This window comes from Peribacillus simplex (assembly GCF_900156045.1).
GTDB classification, from domain to species: Bacteria; Bacillota; Bacilli; order Bacillales; family DSM-1321; genus Peribacillus; species Peribacillus simplex_D.
Genome location: NZ_FTMX01000002.1, coordinates 661,421 through 680,944 on the forward strand (window position 1 = coordinate 661,421; position 19,524 = coordinate 680,944).

General features: G+C 41.3%; 20 protein-coding genes, 1 pseudogene and 2 riboswitches. Of the genes and pseudogenes, 9 read left to right on the top strand and 12 right to left on the bottom strand.

The window, feature by feature from the left end; genetic code table 11:
- Positions 1-81: 81 nt before the first annotated feature.
- Positions 82-1,389 (bottom strand): CitMHS family transporter, encoded by a 1,308-nt coding sequence (locus BW986_RS09790; protein ID WP_076367419.1) that lies wholly within the window; start codon positions 1,387-1,389, stop codon positions 82-84.
- A gap of 201 nt (positions 1,390-1,590) precedes the next feature.
- Here BW986_RS09790 and BW986_RS09795 point away from each other — a divergent pair.
- Both BW986_RS09795 and BW986_RS09800 read left to right on the top strand, forming a co-directional pair.
- A pseudogene (locus BW986_RS09795) lies at positions 1,591-2,795 on the top strand (MFS transporter).
- Between the two features lie 48 nt (positions 2,796-2,843).
- On the top strand, positions 2,844-3,092 hold the full coding sequence (locus BW986_RS09800; protein WP_142244561.1) for a hypothetical protein: 249 nt from the start codon (positions 2,844-2,846) through the stop codon (positions 3,090-3,092).
- A 188-nt stretch (positions 3,093-3,280) separates the two neighbouring features.
- Positions 3,281-3,371: riboswitch (cyclic di-GMP riboswitch) on the top strand.
- A gap of 217 nt (positions 3,372-3,588) precedes the next feature.
- On the opposite strand, the gene BW986_RS30125 is transcribed toward BW986_RS09800, so the two are convergent.
- Positions 3,589-3,759: a hypothetical protein gene (locus BW986_RS30125; RefSeq protein WP_179086036.1), complete on the bottom strand. Its 171-nt coding sequence runs from the start codon at positions 3,757-3,759 to the stop codon at positions 3,589-3,591.
- A 536-nt stretch (positions 3,760-4,295) separates the two neighbouring features.
- Complete coding sequence (locus BW986_RS09810; protein ID WP_076367425.1) at positions 4,296-4,631, bottom strand: hypothetical protein; 336 nt, start codon at positions 4,629-4,631, stop codon at positions 4,296-4,298.
- Between the two features lie 387 nt (positions 4,632-5,018).
- Here BW986_RS09810 and BW986_RS09815 point away from each other — a divergent pair, with 387 nt between their 5' ends.
- Together BW986_RS09815 and BW986_RS30130 are read left to right on the top strand one after the other, a co-directional pair.
- Positions 5,019-6,476 carry a SulP family inorganic anion transporter gene (locus BW986_RS09815; protein WP_076367427.1) on the top strand — a complete coding sequence of 486 codons (1,458 nt, stop codon included), beginning with the start codon at positions 5,019-5,021 and terminating at the stop codon, positions 6,474-6,476.
- An 85-nt stretch (positions 6,477-6,561) separates the two neighbouring features.
- Positions 6,562-6,705 (top strand): hypothetical protein, encoded by a 144-nt coding sequence (locus BW986_RS30130; RefSeq protein ID WP_179086037.1) that lies wholly within the window; start codon positions 6,562-6,564, stop codon positions 6,703-6,705.
- 97 nt (positions 6,706-6,802) lie between these two features.
- On the opposite strand, the gene BW986_RS09820 is transcribed toward BW986_RS30130, so the two are convergent.
- Positions 6,803-7,732, bottom strand: a complete 930-nt coding sequence (locus BW986_RS09820; protein WP_076367428.1) for a manganese-dependent inorganic pyrophosphatase — start codon at positions 7,730-7,732, stop codon at positions 6,803-6,805.
- Positions 7,733-8,024: 292 nt separating this feature from the next.
- Positions 8,025-8,205, top strand: a riboswitch (cobalamin riboswitch).
- Between the two features lie 138 nt (positions 8,206-8,343).
- On the opposite strand from BW986_RS09820, the gene BW986_RS09825 reads away from it, so the two are divergent.
- The 4 genes from BW986_RS09825 to BW986_RS30135 all read left to right on the top strand — a co-directional run bounded on the left by BW986_RS09825 (position 8,344) and on the right by BW986_RS30135 (position 12,436).
- Positions 8,344-10,641: a ribonucleoside-diphosphate reductase subunit alpha gene (locus BW986_RS09825; RefSeq protein WP_076367430.1), complete on the top strand. Its 2,298-nt coding sequence runs from the start codon at positions 8,344-8,346 to the stop codon at positions 10,639-10,641.
- A 45-nt stretch (positions 10,642-10,686) separates the two neighbouring features.
- Positions 10,687-11,739, top strand: coding sequence for a ribonucleotide-diphosphate reductase subunit beta (locus BW986_RS09830; RefSeq protein WP_034314867.1), 1,053 nt, complete (start codon positions 10,687-10,689; stop codon positions 11,737-11,739).
- Positions 11,729-12,148, top strand: coding sequence for a flavodoxin domain-containing protein (locus tag BW986_RS09835; protein WP_260320807.1), 420 nt, complete (start codon positions 11,729-11,731; stop codon positions 12,146-12,148). The genes BW986_RS09830 and BW986_RS09835 overlap by 11 nt, the downstream gene beginning before the upstream one ends.
- A gap of 120 nt (positions 12,149-12,268) precedes the next feature.
- Positions 12,269-12,436 (top strand): hypothetical protein, encoded by a 168-nt coding sequence (locus BW986_RS30135; protein ID WP_179086038.1) that lies wholly within the window; start codon positions 12,269-12,271, stop codon positions 12,434-12,436.
- 41 nt (positions 12,437-12,477) lie between these two features.
- Here BW986_RS30135 and BW986_RS09840 read toward each other — a convergent pair whose 3' ends face one another.
- The 3 genes from BW986_RS09840 to modB all read right to left on the bottom strand — a co-directional run bounded on the left by BW986_RS09840 (position 12,478) and on the right by modB (position 14,129).
- Entirely contained in the window at positions 12,478-12,675 is a 198-nt protein-coding gene (locus BW986_RS09840; protein WP_028393295.1) for a cold-shock protein, read from the bottom strand.
- Between the two features lie 198 nt (positions 12,676-12,873).
- Positions 12,874-13,365: a hypothetical protein gene (locus tag BW986_RS09845; RefSeq protein ID WP_076367434.1), complete on the bottom strand. Its 492-nt coding sequence runs from the start codon at positions 13,363-13,365 to the stop codon at positions 12,874-12,876.
- A gap of 110 nt (positions 13,366-13,475) precedes the next feature.
- The gene (modB, locus tag BW986_RS09850) at positions 13,476-14,129 is read right to left on the bottom strand and encodes a molybdate ABC transporter permease subunit (protein WP_076367436.1); all 654 of its coding nucleotides are present in this window, start codon (positions 14,127-14,129) and stop codon (positions 13,476-13,478) included.
- 247 nt (positions 14,130-14,376) lie between these two features.
- Here modB and spx point away from each other — a divergent pair, with 247 nt between their 5' ends.
- A complete protein-coding gene (gene spx, locus BW986_RS09855) occupies positions 14,377-14,772 on the top strand; it encodes a transcriptional regulator Spx (RefSeq protein WP_034314875.1) in 396 nt (131 codons plus the stop codon).
- Positions 14,773-14,826: 54 nt separating this feature from the next.
- On the opposite strand, the gene BW986_RS09860 is transcribed toward spx, so the two are convergent.
- From BW986_RS09860 to BW986_RS09875, 5 genes are all read right to left on the bottom strand, one after another.
- The gene (locus tag BW986_RS09860) at positions 14,827-16,257 is read right to left on the bottom strand and encodes a HAMP domain-containing sensor histidine kinase (RefSeq protein WP_260320832.1); all 1,431 of its coding nucleotides are present in this window, start codon (positions 16,255-16,257) and stop codon (positions 14,827-14,829) included.
- A complete protein-coding gene (locus BW986_RS09865; protein WP_076367440.1) occupies positions 16,247-16,936 on the bottom strand; it encodes a response regulator transcription factor in 690 nt (229 codons plus the stop codon). Before BW986_RS09865 ends, BW986_RS09860 begins: the two co-directional genes overlap by 11 nt.
- A 274-nt stretch (positions 16,937-17,210) precedes the next feature.
- Positions 17,211-18,137 (bottom strand): cation diffusion facilitator family transporter, encoded by a 927-nt coding sequence (locus BW986_RS09870; RefSeq protein WP_076367442.1) that lies wholly within the window; start codon positions 18,135-18,137, stop codon positions 17,211-17,213.
- Between the two features lie 209 nt (positions 18,138-18,346).
- Complete coding sequence (locus BW986_RS30645; protein ID WP_260320808.1) at positions 18,347-18,481, bottom strand: hypothetical protein; 135 nt, start codon at positions 18,479-18,481, stop codon at positions 18,347-18,349.
- Between the two features lie 99 nt (positions 18,482-18,580).
- The gene (locus tag BW986_RS09875; RefSeq protein ID WP_076367444.1) at positions 18,581-19,324 is read right to left on the bottom strand and encodes a metallophosphoesterase family protein; all 744 of its coding nucleotides are present in this window, start codon (positions 19,322-19,324) and stop codon (positions 18,581-18,583) included.
- Positions 19,325-19,524 lie beyond the last annotated feature (200 nt).

The window sequence follows — 19,524 nt, forward strand, 5'->3', positions numbered from 1 at the left end:
AAAAAGATTAAACCGTGAGGGTGAACACCTTACTAAATTCACAGACAAGAATTTTGCATTATAGCTTAATGGGCTCACATTTTACAAAGTGATGACCCCAAAAGTAATGGCTGCAATCGTCATGATAATGGTTGTCCCAAATGCCCATTTAAACAGGAATTTTTGGTGATCCCCAAAATCCACGCCCACAAGGCCAATCAATATGAATGTTGCAGGCACCAATGGCGATAATGGGAACCCTGCGGTCGAATGGCCTAATAAAGCCGCCCTTCCGATTTCTACAGGAGCAATACCGAAGTTCGATGCCGTTTCACTTATTATTGGCAGAATGCCAAAGTAATAAGCATCAGGTGAAAAAATGAACCCCATCGGAATGCTCGTCAGCGCTACCACCAGCGGCAAATGTGCCCCGAGCCACTCTGGAATGACAGTTACGATCGAAGCAGCCATCGAATCCATCATCTTTGTTTCTGTGAATACACCCGTAAAAATCCCTGCTGCAAAAATGAGTGTACAGATCATAACGAAACTATTGGCATGACTTAAAATCCTTTCCTGCTGTTCTTTTGGGTTCGGGAAGTTAACGAATAGTGCAATCGCAAAAGCAGTGGCAAATAAAATTTGGATCGGCAGCACTTCCATCACCAGCAAAACCATCAGTAAAATCGTCAAGAACCAATTAAACCAAAAAAGCTTGGATGTTCCTTTAGGTGCGGTTTCAACAGCTGCAGCCTGTTCTCCCATACCAGGTTGCATGTTCGTCTCCATCGAGCTGACTCCTAATCTTTCCCTTTCCTTTTTGCCAAGTACATATGCCGAAAAAAGTGTCCATAAAAGACCGCAAATCATGACCGGAATGAGAGGAATGAATAACTCCGATACTTCAACTTGAAGGCTCGCGGCCGCCCTGACCAAAGGACCTCCCCAAGGAATCATATTCATGACGCCAGCGGCTAAACCAACAACACAGGCCAATACGAGCCTGTTCATCCCTAATTTGATATAAAGCGGCAGCATGGCTGAAACGGTGATCATGAATGTGGAAGAACCGTCTCCGTCCAAACCTACCAACATGGTTATAATGGCGGTTGCCATTACAACCTTTAGCGGATCCCCTTTTACAAAACTGAGTATTTTAGCTATCATGGGCTCGAATAAACCAACGTCAATCATTAAACCAAAGTATAGAATAGCAAAAACGATCATGACTGCTGTCGGAGTCACCTTTAAAATACCCGCCACCATCATATCTCCCATTTCCGAAGCAAAGCCACCAATCACACCAAAAGCTATTGCCGTGAAGATAAAAGCGACAACCACTGATAAGCGTTTTGTGATGACCAAGACCAGAAACGTTAAAATCATGCAAAATCCTAAAATCGTCAACATGTTAAAAACCCCTTTAAATGGAAAAGTGAATACCTTTGTTTAATTTGATTTTTCTGAAAAATCAATATTTTCACATTATACCATTTGCCTATTCATTAAAAAACCTGTAAAACAAATTCGTTTAATAAATTAGTTAAATTATGTATACTATTATTTAGGAACCCGAAGTTTTTTTCGGAGGAAAGAAGTGTTGAATCAAAAATGAATGCTCATAAAATAGCTAAACGGAATCTTTTCATCATGTGGTTCGCCAATTTCTTCATAGGCGGGAGCATGACGATGGTTCTCCCATTCATATCCTTATACATTGGTACATTCGGAGATTATTCGACTCAATATATCCAGCATTGGTCCGGATGGACATTTGGAATCACTTTTGTGACTGCCTTTTTATTTTCTCCCATTTGGGGACGAATTGGTGATCGGTACGGCAGAAAGAAAATCTTGATTGCCTGTGCCTTTGGGATGGGGCTGTCCATTTTCCTGATGGGATTCGTTGAAAATGTTTGGCAGTTATTCGTCTTAAGGATGTTCACCGGAATATTCACTGGCTTCATTTCCATGTCACAAGCCTTCATATCAACGCAGACCCCTAAAGAAATTGCCGGACGCGTACTGGGAACCTTGCAAACGGGAAATATTACCGGTTCCCTTTTCGGACCATTGCTTGGCGGCCTGCTTGCAGACACACTCGGATATTCAACCGCCTTTAAATTCACCTCCATCACCATTTTCATCTCTGGACTTCTTGTCTTTGCAACCAAGGAGTACCGAATGGAACGGCAGAAGGGAACAAAGTCGAGCTATACAAGCAGGGAGGTTCTATCGCATAGAATCCCATCCTAGTCAATGTCATGCTCATTTCGACACTTGTTCAAGTTGCCCACTTCAGCATCCAGCCCATTCTTTCTTTATACGTTGGTGAGCTGCATGGAACTTCCAATCTTGGATTTTATTCAGGTATCGCTTTTTCTGCAGCAGGCCTGGGGAATTTATTGATGGCGCGTCACTGGGGCAAGATAGGTGATCGTCATGGACATGTGAAGATTCTTGTGCTGCTTCTTTTTCTGACTGCTACAGTCTACTTGCCAGGTGCCTTCATCAATCATTTTTGGCAGCTTGTATTGGTACGTTTCATACTTGGCATGGCAATAGGCGGCATCATCCCTGTAAGGATTGCCTACATTCGCCAGGAAGCTCCTGTAGCAATGCAGGGGGAAGTACTTGGGTACAATACGAGCCTGCGCTTTTTAGGCAATATCATTGGGCCCGCGATGGGCGGAATGGTTGCTGGTTTCTACGGATTTTCCGCTGTTTTCATCACGACCAGCACGTTACTCCTCATAGCGGGACTTGTCCTCTATTTCGCGATGCACCGCAATCCAGAATTGGCCAGATCACATTAATCGCACTTTTGCAAGAAAGCCTGCTTCCAGATGGAAGCAGGCTTTCTCATGTTTAATGCTCATACAGCTGTGGTGCTGGATACTTCTGGAACTGGAATTCTTTTCGGTCGTATTCCGATAGAGGCAGTTAGGCCAAAAACGAACAAGAGTCCTGCACACATGAAAAAGGAATATGGGAAACCAGCTGCTGCACATGGTTTCCCAAGTCTAATGGTATATAGCGTACCAAAATGGTCTCTTTCATTCATACTTTTTGTACGAATCGAAGAGACTCTTTTGGCCTTATTCCACTATTAAAATGATTCTCAAAAATTAAAGTTCAATAATTAATATACCTAGCAACTAAAAAAGTACCCGTTTCAAATCTTTCTTCTCTATATTCCTTCTATATTGGGACAATCCCGCTGATTGATGTAGATACTTTATAAAAGGGAAAGGTTGGCCGTAGCCATAAACACTTCATAGCGCATCATGTTTTATGTTAAGATTATTTTAGGCAAATTTTATGAAAGTAAAAGACGCAAAGCCACGGGCCTAACACAACATCTTAGTTGTCATGGCAGCCGGGCTGCCAAGATTTTTCTTGAATGGATCACTTTATTATCACTTGCCCCTTTTTAATTTGCCTAAAATTAAAAATAGGAGGGTTATATATGTTTTTTCCAACCATTTATTCAGCTACTACGGATGAGAGACACATAGTTAAAGATAAAAATACTTGTGCATGCGGCACAAGGTATAATGTATTCGCAATGTTGACCAGAAGCGACCTTCGAAAGATCAGGTTCAAGCATTATAAAGAAGTGACATGTCCTAAATGTAAATCCAGTATCATTGATAAAGAATAGCCTTTTAATACCGTGAGGGTTCCTACTCCAAAAACTTTGATAGTGCTGGCCTTTTCACCCTCACCACTTCCATGTATGTTGAAAAGGGAAGTTATTGTTTCGGTAACAATAGCCATCTTCATCATGCCTTCTTAACGAGATTACACTCAAAATCGAATAAAAAAAGACCCTTTCAAGATCTTTTATCATTGCTATGTAAAGTGAATGTGCGGTGGCATATAACTGGCTCGATTCATATAAATCATCAGTTTAGCGTATAAGCTCTACTTCGCTTCCCTTTTGATATTCCATCAACCAGGAAAAATATTTCTTAAGTAATAACTTGGCAAGTCCAGGGTCTTTGAGGTTATTCAATAGTGTGTAGGAGCCCAATTCGTCAAAAATGGCCAAGACATTTTTCGGAAATCCATTTCGGCTGACATTATAAGCGTGCAAGGCCTGTTTGTGGGCATAATAATAACCCTACCCCCATACTATCATCAAGGAAAGCTTCTTTAATATCGGATGTTCACTAAGAAATGATTTATCCCTTCCCAATACGAGAATGCGAGCTTATTTTCCCTTTCCACCGGTATCATCAAAATCAACATATCATCCCGCATTCCGTGGCTTTTTCCTCTTCTCTGTCTAGCAGATTCGAATGGTCGGTAAGTCACTCCTCTTGCAGTTCCAAAACGGCAATCCGGTGTGGCAAGTATAGATCATTTTTCATTAATGTCGCATATTCGGCTATTTCTTTATCTTCTATTTTCTCTTCAAACAATTTAGTTATGTAACTGTCCTTTACCCCTTCTTCAAGAATTTCCGGGGAACATTCTCCTAGGTGAATGGGAAAGGAATCAGCAAAATGCAGCGAACCGCCTTTCCATACTTTTGGATATAAACGATCATCCTCTCTCAATACGATCGCCACAAAGTCCCACGAAAATTCCAATTGAAATGATTCCACCGTAAAGTCCAATGTTTCTTGGATTGTATCGAATTTCACTAAATTTCTTGCAGTCAGTCTTAAATGATTCTCAATCTTTTATACTAGTTTCGTTCTTTTCTCGCCCTTATTCAAAGGAGTAACCCCCATTTTCATTCATAATTAAAGAATAACACATTTACATACAGAAAAATCTGAATCATGGAAGCGAAAGCGATTCAGAAGGCTTTGGAAATTTTCCCCCTTCATTATTGGATGTTGCCCATAGGCAATTCTTGAAAGTTCTCCCTTTAGGCCTTTTACCTTCATTCGCCTATAATACGAAATGAATAGCCCTCGATTTGTCGTTTATATTATCCATATAGATAGAAAGAAGGGACTCATGCTATAATTTAGTGCGTTAAAAGAAATGAGCACACATATATAAAAGAAAGAAGGAGTGTTTCTTTGAATACATCTGGATACAAACAGGAATGGTTTGGCAACGTTAGAGGAGATGTTCTATCCGGTATAGTCGTTGCCTTGGCATTGATTCCGGAGGCGATTGCCTTTTCGATCATTGCCGGCGTTGACCCGATGGTTGGTCTTTATGCCTCATTCTGCATTGCCATCGTCATCTCTTTTGTCGGCGGAAGGCCGGGAATGATATCGGCGGCCACTGGCGCAATGGCACTCGTCATGGTCGATCTTGTAAAAGATCATGGCTTGAACTATTTACTTGCTGCAACAATATTGACCGGTTTGCTGCAAATTTTACTAGGGGTTTTAAAAATTGGGAATTTAATGAAGTTCATACCGAAGCCGGTCATGACTGGTTTTGTGAATTCTTTAGCCATCTTGATTTTCACGGCACAGCTCACCCATTTCGTGGGCGAAACATGGATCATGTATGTCATGACAGCCGTTTCTTTAGCTATCATTTATCTTTTTCCACTGATCACGAAAGTCATTCCTTCACCACTTGTCGCCATCATATTCATGACGATCGTTGCAGTTGCCACGGGGGCTACGGTGCGGACGGTTGGGGATATGGGGCAATTGACCGAAGCGCTTCCGATGTTCATGCTTCCAGATATCCCTTTGACCTTCGAAACTTTGGCGATCATTTTCCCTTATTCCATCGCCCTTGCATTTGTTGGGCTGCTTGAATCATTATTGACAGCTCAAATAGTCGATGAGATGACTGACACGGACAGTAATAAAAATAAGGAAGCCAAAGGCCAGGGGATTTCGAACATCATTGCCGGATGCTTTGGCGGCATGGCGGGATGTGCGATGATCGGCCAATCCGGTATCAATATTAAATCGGGAGGAAGGGGCCGGCTCTCCACTTTTGTAGCTGGCGCATTCCTTATGGTATTAATCGTGGTATTGAATGATGTCCTTATAAAAATCCCGATGGCTGCACTTGTCGCAGTCATGATCATGGTTTCAATCGGGACCTTTGACTGGTCTTCCCTAAAGAGGCTCACAAAAGCTCCAAAGTCGGATGCAGCCGTGATGATCGTGACGGTCCTCATTGTCCTTTATACACATGATTTATCAAAAGGTGTATTTGCCGGAGTGCTCTTGAGCATGATTTTCTTCTCGGCTAAAATTTCTAAAGTGGCTGTAGAGAAAACGGAAGATATCCAGGCTAAGAAAATCATTTATCATATCAGCGGGCAAGTATTTTTCGCTTCTGTCCAGGACTTTGTTTCGAAGTTCGACTTCAAGGAAAAAGCCGATTCAATCGTCATCGACTTTTCCCATTCTAAAATCTGGGATGCTTCAGCAGTCGGTGCTGTTGATACGGTTGTCCTTAAATATCAGCTTCTGGGAATACCTGTCCAAGTGCAAGGACTCGATGAAGAAAGTTCGTTATTGCTTGAAAGACTCGCCACCTCAGAAAGTAAAATATCTTGAAGAAGTAAAATTTTGCTGAATAGAAACCTTTCAAACCGACAAAATAGATAACATGAATTATTTCCTTTTGAAAGGAGCGAAAAGCATGACACCCGAGCAGGATTATACGGCAGCAAATCTGTCACCGGATTTATTGAATGAACTGAAAAGCTTTGAAAACAGACTTGGCGAGGAAGCCAACAAAGAACTGATTGTCATTGCCTATGAAAAAGAAAAGGAATTGAATTAAGAAAAAAGACTCAAACACACTTAATGGTGGTTGAGTCTTTTTTTGCATGTAAAGAAAAAGGATGCCCATGTTTTTAATGAACACCCCTTTTTCTGTATTATTTGCTGAATACGCCCGTTAAGACCGGCACGATTTGTTTTTTACGCGATACAACGCCTTCTAAGACGGCGATGTTATTGTTTAATGAAACGTCGTATGCTTTTTCCACTGCATAAGCTGCTTTACCAAGAGCCAAAGCAGCAGAATCATTAGTCAAGATATCCGTTACGACAAATAGGAATAAGTCCAATTCCTTCTCAGCGATGACCGCTTCAATCGCCGCTTCCAATTCTGCTTGCTTAGCAAGGACCTCGTTCGGATCTACTGCATTGACCTGTGCTATCTCCACTTTAGCCATTCCCATGGAGAATTCCTTTGCATCAAGAGTGATAAGCTGGGCAATCGTTTTGTCGCTCAAGTCAGCTCCGGCTTTCAACATTTCCAAGCCGTATGTTTCAGCGTCGACTCCCGCAATGGCAGCCAGTTCCATTGCTGCTGCAACGTCTTGCTCCGTGCATGTAGGCGATTTGAACAATAACGAATCGGAAATGATGGCAGACAGCATAAGACCTGCGATTGCCTTAGGGACTTCAATGCCGTTTTCTTTATAAATTTTATTTAAAATGGTTGCCGTACAGCCAACTGGTTCCGCACGGTAATATAAAGGATCGCTTGTTTCAAAGTTAGCGATACGGTGATGGTCGATAACTTCCAACACACGGACTTGGTCAATATCTTCAGCACTTTGCTGGCGTTCGTTATGATCGACCAGGATTACGCCTTCAGCTTCCCCTGCAACTTTTTCCACAAGGCGGGGAGCTTCGAATTTGAATTGGTCCAATGCAAATTGAGTTTCACCATTCACTTCACCCAGACGAACTGGTTCAGCGTTGATACCTAACTGCTTTTTCAGGTCTGCATAAGCGATTGCTGAACAGATTGTGTCTGTATCCGGGTTTTTATGTCCAAAAACTAATACTTTTTCCAAGATTTTATCCCCTTTTTCTTAAATATTTTCCGCGAATCCCCTCACCGCAATAAGGGAGAGCCACCTTTACTAGACACTTTATTTTAACACAAAAACGCGTAAAATCAGCGCTTGAATTACCCATTCCCCAATAAAATCTTTCATTCCCCCACACTCTGCCATCACTTTGTCAATAGATAAGGGTTGGTTTTTTTCAAATATATTAGTTGAATTATCATCGTATATGGCTTACGATAATATAAGCAGAAATACTAGATATTGATTATACAAACATTAACAATAACTATATATAGAATTCTTTATAATCCAAGGTGCCAGTGATGGCTGAAAAGGGAATCCGGTGTAAACCCGGAACTGTCCCCGCAACTGTAAATGTGACGAAATGAGAAACCCACTGTATAGCTCTCTATACGGGAAGGACTCAAAGTAGGATGATCATGAGTCAGGAGACCTGCCTTGAATTTTTCACGTTTCTTATTCTTCGGGGATTGAGATGATGAAACGATAGTTTAACGGCTATTTTTTCATGGCTCTTTTATTCTATCGTTTGATCCGCTCAATTCATTGGGCGGCTTTTTTATTTTAGCGGAAGTTAACAAGGAGGATCATTAATGACTCAAACATATAACTCTACCATAAGTGAAAATGTCACAGAAACGAAATCCATCCAGCTCGAGATGTTATCAAAGGAATTCGAAGGCCATCTCGATATGGAAAAGTTCAAAAAGCGTTTTACAAAATGGCTAGATCGCAAAAGTGACTCAACCGAAGAACAGGCATCAAGAAAACTGATTCAGCTCGCTCTTGAAAGTGTGGATATCGATGCTCCGGATTGGACGTTCGTTGCTGCAGCAGAACTGTTGAATACAATGTATAGGGATGCACAAGCCAATCGAGGTTATGAAGGCATGAGTTATGGCCCATTCTATGAGCTGATCACGGAACTCTCCCAGCTTTCGGAAGGTCAGCGTTATCCCATTTATAAATCAGAACTGCTATCTTCGTATACGAAAGCGGAAATTGAGGAATTGGGTTCCGTGATCGACCCGGAAAAAGATAAATTATTCTCTTACATAGGCATCTACTTATTGAACGACCGCTATCTGGCCCGCCCACAAAAGGACAAGGTCTACGAACTGCCACAAGAACGTTTCATGATCATCGCGATGGAAATCATGAGATTGGAAAAAACGGAGCACCGCCTGCAACTTATAAAAGAAGCATACTGGGCCATGTCCAATCTTTATATGACCGTTGCGACTCCTACACTATCCAATGCAGGTAAAACACATGGACAATTAAGCTCTTGCTTTATCGACGCAATTGAAGATTCCATTGACGGAATCTACCTATCAAACTACGATGCAGCAAAAGTATCTAAATTTGGCGGCGGTGTCGGTCTTTACGTCGGTAAGGTCCGCTCGCTTGGTTCCGATATCCGGGGTTTCTCTGGAAACAGTTCCGGCACGACTCCCTGGATTCGACTATTCAACCAGACAGCCGTAAGTGTCGATCAACTGGGTCAACGTAAAGGTGCCATCGCGATTTACTTGGATGCCTGGCATAAAGATATCATGAGCTTCCTCGATTTGAAGACACAAAACGGGGATGACAGATTAAAAGCCCATGATATTTTTACAGGTGTATGCATACCCGATTTATTCATGGAAGCTGTACGCGACAGAAAAGAATGGTATCTTTTCGATCCGCATACCGTTAAGCAAACCCTTGGATTTTCGCTTGAAGATCTTTATGACGAGAAGAAAGGCGAAGGAAGCTTCAGGAATCATTATGCACTTGCTGTCGAGGCTGCAGAAAATGGCAAGCTTCCAAACTATAGCTTTGAAAAAATCAAGGCGATGGACATCATGAAAAGCATCATGATTTCTCAATTAGAAGAAGGCGTACCGTATATGTTCTACCGCGATGAAGTGAATCGGAAGAATCCCAATAAACATAAAGGTATGATTTATTGTTCCAACCTTTGCACGGAGATTGCCCAAAACCTAAGCCCTTCGACGATCACGGATGAATACGAAACAGAAGATGGAGATGTTGTTGTGGTTCGTAAAAGCGGCGATTTCGTAGTCTGCAACCTTTCATCCATTAACTTGCCCCGGGCAGTTGGCAGCGATGTTCTGGAAAGATTGATTCCCATTCAGATCCGCATGCTGGATAATGTCATTGATGTGAATAATCTTCCTGTCAAACAAGCATCTATCTCGAACAAACGTTACCGGGCAATTGGTTTGGGAACGTTTGGATGGCATCATTTACTTGCCACGCAGAATATTTATTGGGAATCCGATGAGGCTGTTCACTATGCAGATGCTTTATACGAAAAGATCGCTTACTTAACAATCAAGGCATCCAACGAATTGGCCAAGGAAAAAGGATCATACCCATATTTTGAAGGATCTGACTGGCATACAGGGGACTATTTCGAACTGCGTGACTATACAGATCAAAAATGGATGGATTTAAAAGCAGACGTTCAGGAACACGGGACCCGCAATGGATATTTAATGGCCATTGCCCCCAATTCTTCGACAGCTAAAATCGGTAATTCCACGGATGGAATCGATCCTTTGTATGAAATTGAATTTTACGAGGAAAAGAAAAACTTCAAATTCAAGGTGACCGCGCCTGGCTTGACGCCAAATACGTATGAATATTATAAAAAGACGCGATTTAATTTGGACCAACTGGAAAGCATCTGGCAAAATGCAGCCCGCCAACGCCATATTGACCAAGCAATCAGCTTTAATCTGTATGTACACAATACAATCAAAGCGAAGGTCCTATTGGATATCCATTTAACGGCATGGGAAAGCGGATTGAAATCAACGTATTATGTTCGTTCGACTTCTTCCGAATATGATAATGCCTGCGAAAGCTGTTCAAGTTAACGACAATCATAAACCAGTAATCTATTCTTAAAGGAGTTTTCACGAATGACCAATCATATCAAAAAGATTCGGATGCTCGAACCTACCCATCCAACCAAGGCAACCGGTGTTTTCAAAGGAGAAGCTTCAGGCTTCCTCCTTTGGAACGATATTCAGTATGAAAAATTCTATGATACGTATACACAGCTCATCAATAACTTTTGGAAGCCTTCGAGCGTGAACATGATTCAGGATAAAAAACAGTGGGGCGAATTGGACGAAGATATCCAGGACGCTTTTCTCGATATCCTTACGATGATTGCTGGAATGGACAGTCTTCAAACACCCACTTTAGTAGAAATCCTTCGGTACATCAAAGATCCGGCGGCAAAAGCTATCCTGGCCAACATGGCCCAGCAGGAATCGATCCATAATGAATCTTATTCCTATATCCTTGCTTCCTTGATTCCTGTAGGCAAACAAAAACAGCTTTTTGACCGCATTAAAGAACATCCTGAAGTGATTAAGCGCAACCAACCGATCGTTGATGCTTATCAAACGTTCGTGGACGATCCCAGCCCTCAGCATTTATTCGAGGCACTGATCCATTCAACGAACCTTGAAGGGATATATTTCTATCTGGCTTTCGCCTTTTATTATAATTTAGGACGACAAAATTTAATGACCGGTTCTGCTACGATGATATCCTATATTCATCGCGATGAAATGGTCCATTTCGATTTCATTGGAATGCTCGTTCAAATCTTGATGTATGAATACCCTGAGTTAAATAATGAAGAAAACACGAAGTTTATCTATACAACGATTGAAAAAGCAGTCGAACTCGAAAAAGAATGGTCTGAATATATGCTCGAAGATATCCAAACCAAAGCCGATCTCGATTTGGAAGAATTCAATGAGTACATCGAATATATCGCCAACAAACGGTTACGTATGCTAGGCCTTGAAAATTTGTATAAAGAGTATGGCGAGAATCCGATGCCATGGATCAAAACGTTCGATGATGAATCCATCGGACTTACCAAAACCGATTTCTTCGAACAAAAGTCAAGGACATACAGTCAAGTAAATGCCAGCAATGGGTTCGATGAACTATAAAGTTGCCATTGTCTATCATTCTGCCGGAGGCAATACAAAAGCGCTTGCTGAAGCCCTCGCTTCCCTTTTACCTGTAGCTGGGCTATATCGAATGAATGAATTCGACTTACATACATTGCCGGATTACGATGCATTGATCGTCGGCACCTATACATGGGGCAATGGGGAGCTTCCCGCTAAGTCAGCAGCCTTTTATAAAGAACTGGAACAGTTACCTATCGCTCATCTGAAAACGGGAGTCTTCGGAACTGGCGAAACCAACTATCATCATTTTTGTGGGGCGGTCGATCATTTCCGGGACATGTTATTTGCCAAGAGCCAGTTATTGGTGACATTGAAGATAGAACAGATGTATCAAGAATCGGACTTGCCCAGACTTCAAAAGTTCGCCTGGCTATTCCAGGACTGACTGAAAGGGGATATGCGTTTACGCATATCCCCTTTCAGTGTTTTTTATAAAACTTGGCTCCCTATATCATAGCAGCGGTAAATATGAAGTATAATGGAAGAAAAAAGGAGATAATATCCAATGACTGAAAATATAACCCAGTTCCTGCCTATCCTTTTTATGCTAGTGCTTGTCGCATTCGTTATATTCATCGTATTTTCCCTGGCAGGGCATTTTAATCGTTCTAAACGGATCGAAGAAAAATTGGATAAAGCTTTAAAGGAAATGGCCGAAAAAAAGGAAAAATAAAAAGACTCCAAAATCGGAGTCTTTTTTTTATATGCGTTCAATTATTTTTGAACGTTAGCTGCTTGTGGTCCACGAGCGCCTTGCTCGATTTCGAAAGAAACTTCTTGGCCTTCTTCAAGCGTTTTGAAGCCTTCGCCTTGGATAGCTGAGAAATGTACGAATACATCGTCTTGGCCTTCAACTTCGATGAAACCGAAACCTTTTTCTGCGTTAAACCATTTTACTTTACCTTGTACCATGATAGTTCCTCCTGTGTTTGGAAAAATCCATTTTATTACTATTTTTGGTTCTGGATAATGTTTCAAGAGGAATCCTATTACAGTAAATCCTTCTATCAAACTTATTCCGAACAAAAATAATTACTTATATTATATCATGGGAATTCCTAAAAAAACAAGATTATCGCAGTAAATCACCCGACAAATTATCCTAAAATTCTACATATTCCTCTTCTTGCTTTGTCGGAAGCCTTCGTCCAATAAGTAGCGCTCCGCCTCTACTGGACTTTCGAAACACTCCTCAAGGTTCGAACCTGAATACACATTCCAAAGCAGGTCTTCCCTTTCAAGTGTAAGCTCTTGCTTTTCAGGGCCGATCCATGTCCCTTCCAACCTAGCGAACTCGTTTTCCTCTTCTTCGAATTCAACCGGAGGTTCAGATAGGTAATCGACGCTTTTTTGGATCAATTCTTTTAATTCCGCTTCATTATAGTCACGAATATTGATAAAACCTTTACGGTCAGTATCTTTTTTTCTCATATGCCCTGCGTAAACGAATCCATTTCCATTGGGATGCAAGTGCTGAACGACGATCTTTTTCTCCTGGACACTATCTGGATAATGAAAGTTCACACGTCCCAATGAAACATCTTTTCGCTGTAATTCCGGAAAAGTTTCAATGATGCTCAATTTTTCTTCAAATGTTAACAAATTTCTTCCTCATTTCATTAGTTCATATTGTTTGTAGATTATAACACAGACTGATTAGAAACAATAATCTCCCTCTTCCATTATTAAGTACGGAAATGGAGAAACAGCCTTCATTTTATGTAGGTCACGATAAAAAGCATAAAAAATGAAATGACAATGATTACAGCAACCCATAGCCAGGCTAATGTCATATTCCCGGAGTCCATGGCGATATATATCGCAGTCGGTATGGTTTGTGTCTGTCCGGGAATGTTTCCGGCAAACATGAGTGTAGCTCCGAATTCCCCCAGCGCACGAGCAGAACTCAAGATGGCACCTGTGATGATGGATTTCACCGCCAATGGAAGGGATACATTCAGGAACAATCTCCACTCGCCGGCCCCATCAACTCTTGCTGCATTTTCGATTTCTTCATCAATACCTTCAAAGCCAGTTTTAGCGGATTGGTACATAAGCGGAAACGCTACCACAGTAGATGCAATGACCGCTGCCCACCACGTGAACATCAGGGGCTGATCAAAAACCCTTTCAATGAATTGTCCCGGCACTCCACTCTTGCCAAAAATCACAATCAATAAAAACCCAACGACGGAAGGCGGCAATACAAGCGGCAATAAAAACGCTGTTTCCAACAGGACCCTTCCCCTGAATTGCTTTTTAGCCATCATTCGCGCCATGATAATTCCTAAAATGAAAACAAGGATACCCGATAGTCCCGCTACTTGTATCGATAGCCTGACTGGTGACCAAAAATCTCCTGTCATGATACTATCCGCACATCACTGTTAAATATCGGCCTATGTAGGTCCTTGTTCGTCATCATTACCCAAACGGCTTCTTTTTCATTAAAGGCAGATTTCATTTCATTTTCTCCCTTTCTTTTTAAAATTACATTTAAGTTTATTTTTCTTGACATCTTGCTGACACAAAGAAACGTTAAAGTAAGAGTATCACAAATATAAAAATAATTTCATTCCAATAAACTTGAAAACTTTGAAGGAGTCGATTTTAATGGTAACAATTTATACTACTCCAAGCAGTCTAGCATGTCGTAAAGCAAAAGCTTGGCTTAAGAAGAACGAAATTTCCTTTAATGAACGCAACCTATATTCCCAACCTCTTTCTATAGAAGAAATAAAAGAGATTTTACGTAAAACGGAAGGCGGGACAGATGAAATCATCTCAACCCGTTCCAAAAAATTCAAAAGCCTGAATATCGATATAAATAATACACCACTTAATGATCTTTGCAAGCTTATCCAAGATAACCCGGATTTACTTCGCCGGCCAATCATTTTCGACCATAAGAACTTGCATGCAGGATATAATGAAGAAGAAATGGGACGCTTCCTTCCAAGGAAGGTCCGTCATGTACAATTATGGCGTGCAATCAGCCAATTGGCTTAATAGTTAGCTTCACGCATAATAAGAGGGTTGTCCATTACATCGGACAACCCTTTTTTATACCTGATCCGCTTTCTCTATGACAATCGTGAAGGTGGTGCCTTGTTCATCGCTATCCTTAAGCACTAAATCACCCTTTTGCGCTTTTGCGAGCATCTTACTGAATGGCAGTCCCAAACCTAAACCACGTACCTTCAACTTTTTGTTTTCACCTCGATAAAATGGTTCGAACACAAATTGTTGTTCATGTTTTGGAATCCCCCGGCCACTGTCCAGTACATCAATGCAGATTCGTTCTTCATCCTTTTCATAAAGGTGAATCGCTATTTTCCCTTTGCCATCAAGTGCATGTCTGGCATTATTCAATAGGTTAATGACGATTTGCTGCATCCGCAATGAATCAATTTGACCAAAGACCGGTTCATCAGGAACTTTTATCTCAAAAGCGAACGCTTGATCATCATCCTGGGTCACCTGCCAGCGATAGGCGATTTCCTTGATGAATATATTGATATTCTCTTTTTGCAGCCGAATTTTAAAAGCGCCTGCCGATATGGCATTATAATTGAGTAAATCCTCTATCATACCTTGTAAACGTTGCGTTTCCTTTAAGGAAATATCGAGGAATTCCTTACTTTGCTCTCCCTTGACGACATCATCCTTAACCGCTTGTATCAGTCCGCTAATGGAAGTGACTGGCGTTTTCAAATCATGGGTTACGCCTGCAAGCAATTCCGCCCGCAACTTCTCCATGACCTTCAATCGATTGGTCATTTCCTTAAATGATTCTATCAGTTCATAAATTTCTTCTTCCTTGATTTCCTCTTCCTCTTTGAAATGAATGTCATAGTTGCCTTCACGAACCTGGACAGCGGCGTTAGCCACATCTTGGATGGGACGTGAAATCTGCCTGGAAAGAAAATAAATGACTCCCGTTCCCAGAATCAGTAGGCCTCCAATCATGATCGCCAACAAGCCATGATCTTGGTTGATTTCCTTCAATGCCCCTTCTTCCTGTGCAATGACCACCCAGCCTCTCGTCTCATCATTAAACGTAATGGGGGATTTGACGACATATACTTTGTTGTCGGAAATCTTGACCTTCTGGATTAACTCCGTATTTTTCATGATGACGTCCGGGAGTTTATTTTCATCCGGATCTATATACAATTGTGGCATCGTATATATGATGGTGGCATCGGGATCGACGATATAGATGATTGGCTGCTGGTTCAGATGAAGGATTTTCTCCCTTTCTTCTACAATTTCCGAAAGGATCGGTCCAACGACAATCTGACCATTTTCCTTAATTGCCCGATCGGATGTTTCATCAGCTAAGTACTTAAGAAGGCTAAGCCGATATTCCAAAGCCGTTTTTTCCATCCACCATAAGGAAAAAACAGACAATAAGATCAAACCGGAAATCAAGGTCAATACGTATCTCTTAGTCCAATAGCGTTGTAAAGTGGTTCTTTTTTTAGTTTTCATAGACACTCAATTGATACCCCAATCCACGCAATGTTTTTATTTCCCCCTCAGTTACAGGCCATGCATCTATCGCCTTCCTGATTCGTTTGATGGCCAGGTCCACTGCACGGTCACTGCCGTCATAATCCATGCCCCACACTTGGTCGAGCAGCTGTTCTCTCGTGAAAATTTGATTAGGGTGCTTAGCGAAAAAAACGAGCAGCGACAAATCACGCGGCGTCAAGTTTATCTCCTCCCCATTCAAATGCACCATATAAGACAAATCATCGATGGTTAAACTCCCAAACTCATGTACATGACCATCTTCCGTAACTACCGATGAGGATCTTCTTAAAACGGCATGCACCCTGGCCACGACTTCTTCTGCAACGAAGGGTTTGGAGATGTAATCATCCGCACCTGACTTAAATCCCGATAATCTGTAATCGACATCTGTCAGTGCAGTCAGCATGATAACCGGACATGCATCGTCCTCCCGAATTTCCTTCAATATATCCCAGCCTTCCTTACCCGGCAGCATGACATCAAGCAGGACAAGGTCTGGCTTGGTTTCTTCAAACACCGGAATGGCCTTTAGCCCATCGTAAACTTGTACAACATCAAAACCTTCCCGCTCCAAATATGCTTTCAATACCATCGAGATGGCGATTTCATCTTCTACTACAAGAATTTTCTTCATTTATGGATTCCTCCTTCCTGAATTATAGTGGAATCATTTTGTATATGCTAACCATTAAAAACACCAAGCATTTTCCCTCAATCTTACCCTTTTTATGTGTCAGGATTATGTTCGCAGTAAAATTAACCGATATTTTCACTTAGTAATTATGTGCAAGTGATCTCGATTCATTTTAACAGGAATGCAGCTAAATGGTCGTAAAAATCATCCAAGAAAGACCATGTTCTTCTTATTAAACTTTTAAGAGGCTGGCTCTATAATGAGCCAGCCCTTTTCAATTACATGTCTCGTGTGGATTGGGACAGCCCGCTTCCTGTCTTTCCACTTGGATCGTGCTATGCTCGATCCCAAACCGATCGTGAAGTAGTTTTTGCGCTTCTGCCAAAACTGAATCGTGATTACCGCTCTCATCTATGACAACATGGCAGCTCATTGTCAAAAAACCAGAAGTGATCGTCCAGATATGGAGATCATGGACATCGGATACTCCGACCAATCCCATCAAGGATGCTTTCACTTCATCCATATCGACTTGGTCCGGCGTTCCCTCCATCAAGATATGGAAAGAATCCCTCACTACCCTAAAACCGCTTATAATAATTAAAATCGCGACTATGACACTCGCAATCGGATCTGCAATTCCCCAATCGAAAAAATAAATCAAGAGTGCTGCCGCAATGGCACCCACAGATCCAAGCATATCACCAATAACATGTAAAAAAGCACTCCGTACATTCAGATTGTCTTCCTTATCTCCGCTCATTAAAATCCAGGCCGCAATGATATTAACAAGTAAGCCGATGATTGAAATCATCAGCATTCCCAAGCTTTGCACCTCAGGTGGATCCAGGAACCTCTTAATTGCCTCTACGAAAATGAATACGGATATGACGATCAATGTCAATCCATTCAAACAAGCTGCAATGATTTCAAACCGTTTATATCCAAATGATTTGGAAGATGTCGCTTTCCTCTCCCCTAACCTTATCGCTGTATAACTAAGTCCTAAAGCTGCTGCATCGCTAAGCATGTGACCTGCATCCGACAGTAAAGCCAAACTATTTGTCAAGAATCCACCAATGACCTCGACTATCATAAATGTGGAGATTAATAAGAAAGATGCCAACAATGCTTTTTTATTGTTAGAATGGTGGTGGTGTCCGTGCCCATGATCATGGGCGTGACCATGATGATGTCCCATGCCATCCCTCCTCTCGGATTTGAAACTTATATATAGTATGGGATAAATCCAGAATGGTTTCAAATGATTGCTTTCCGGGATTCCCTGGCAGAAAAAGGGTTATGGAAACAAGCAGGACGAGACCTTGTGCGAAAAACCAAAATTCTGCCTTCAACCCATTCCAAGGTAAAAATAAACGCTACAGACATTTCCTGCAGCGTTTTCCCCGTTTATCTATCCTCTTGCATCGTATCATCGACAATTGCGTGCAGATCCTTATTAAACAATTCATCATTACAGACAAGACTATGGCGTTCCATCTCTTCCTGCTCTTGACTTACCTGTTTCAGTTCCTTTTCCTTCATAACCTACCTCCAGCATCATGATGTTTTGCCTATTATCGTATCCACAGGCATGTACCTTTATGCTCAACATTTTCCCATACTTCAGCAATTATAAACGTATTAAGCATGCTGCCCGCCATGGAAGGCACGTATAATGAATTCATGCTCTGGAACTTGTAAACTTTGATACGATAACAGGAACGACGTATTATCATAGGCGACTTTTTCAAGCTTTACCTGTATACCGGTATTTTCAATCGTAACAATGGCATAAGGAGCAATTGGTTCACCATTGCAGCCAAGAGAACCAGGGTTCAGGAATATCGTCCGGTCATTTTTAAAGAGGTGGATAGGATGATGATGTCCAAATCCTATTAAATCGTGATGTTGATCTTTGAAAAGCATTTCTAAGTTATTTAAATTCGGTTCAACTATTTTACTAAAAGGATTTTGGCTTATGTGCTCATCCAATTTCTTCGATTCCAAGTGATAATGGGCGAAGTAAACGGAGTGATCATTAATGATATGATGTATGGTTCGAGGCAATTTTTCCAATTCATTTATGAATTTCCGCTGCATTCTTTCAGCTATCCATTCATGATGCTCCTTTACATGAATATGACCGTCCGGATGCGGCTCCCCGTTAATTATGGCCAGGACAGCTTCATCATGATTTCCAGTTATCATCGATAAATCATTTCTTGAAAATAAAAGTTCAAGGACTTCATTTGTATCAGGGCCAATCCCGACCATATCTCCCAAACAATAGAGACGATCTATATCTTCCCTTTGATCAATATCCCTAAGAACGGCTTTTAACGCTGAAGCATTTCCATGCACATCAGTAATAATGGCAACTTTCATGAATTAGTTCAGCTCCCTTCCCCCACAATACACATGGTATATTATAACATTTAAAACGAAATCAAAAAAATATTCGGGCTTATTTCCCCCTATTATCCTTGCCCATTTTTTATGAATAAGCAAACACTTCGGCCTAGAATACATAGTATGAAGTATTCCCGGTAAAGATGTTTTGCTAGGTATGTAATTCATAATATGTA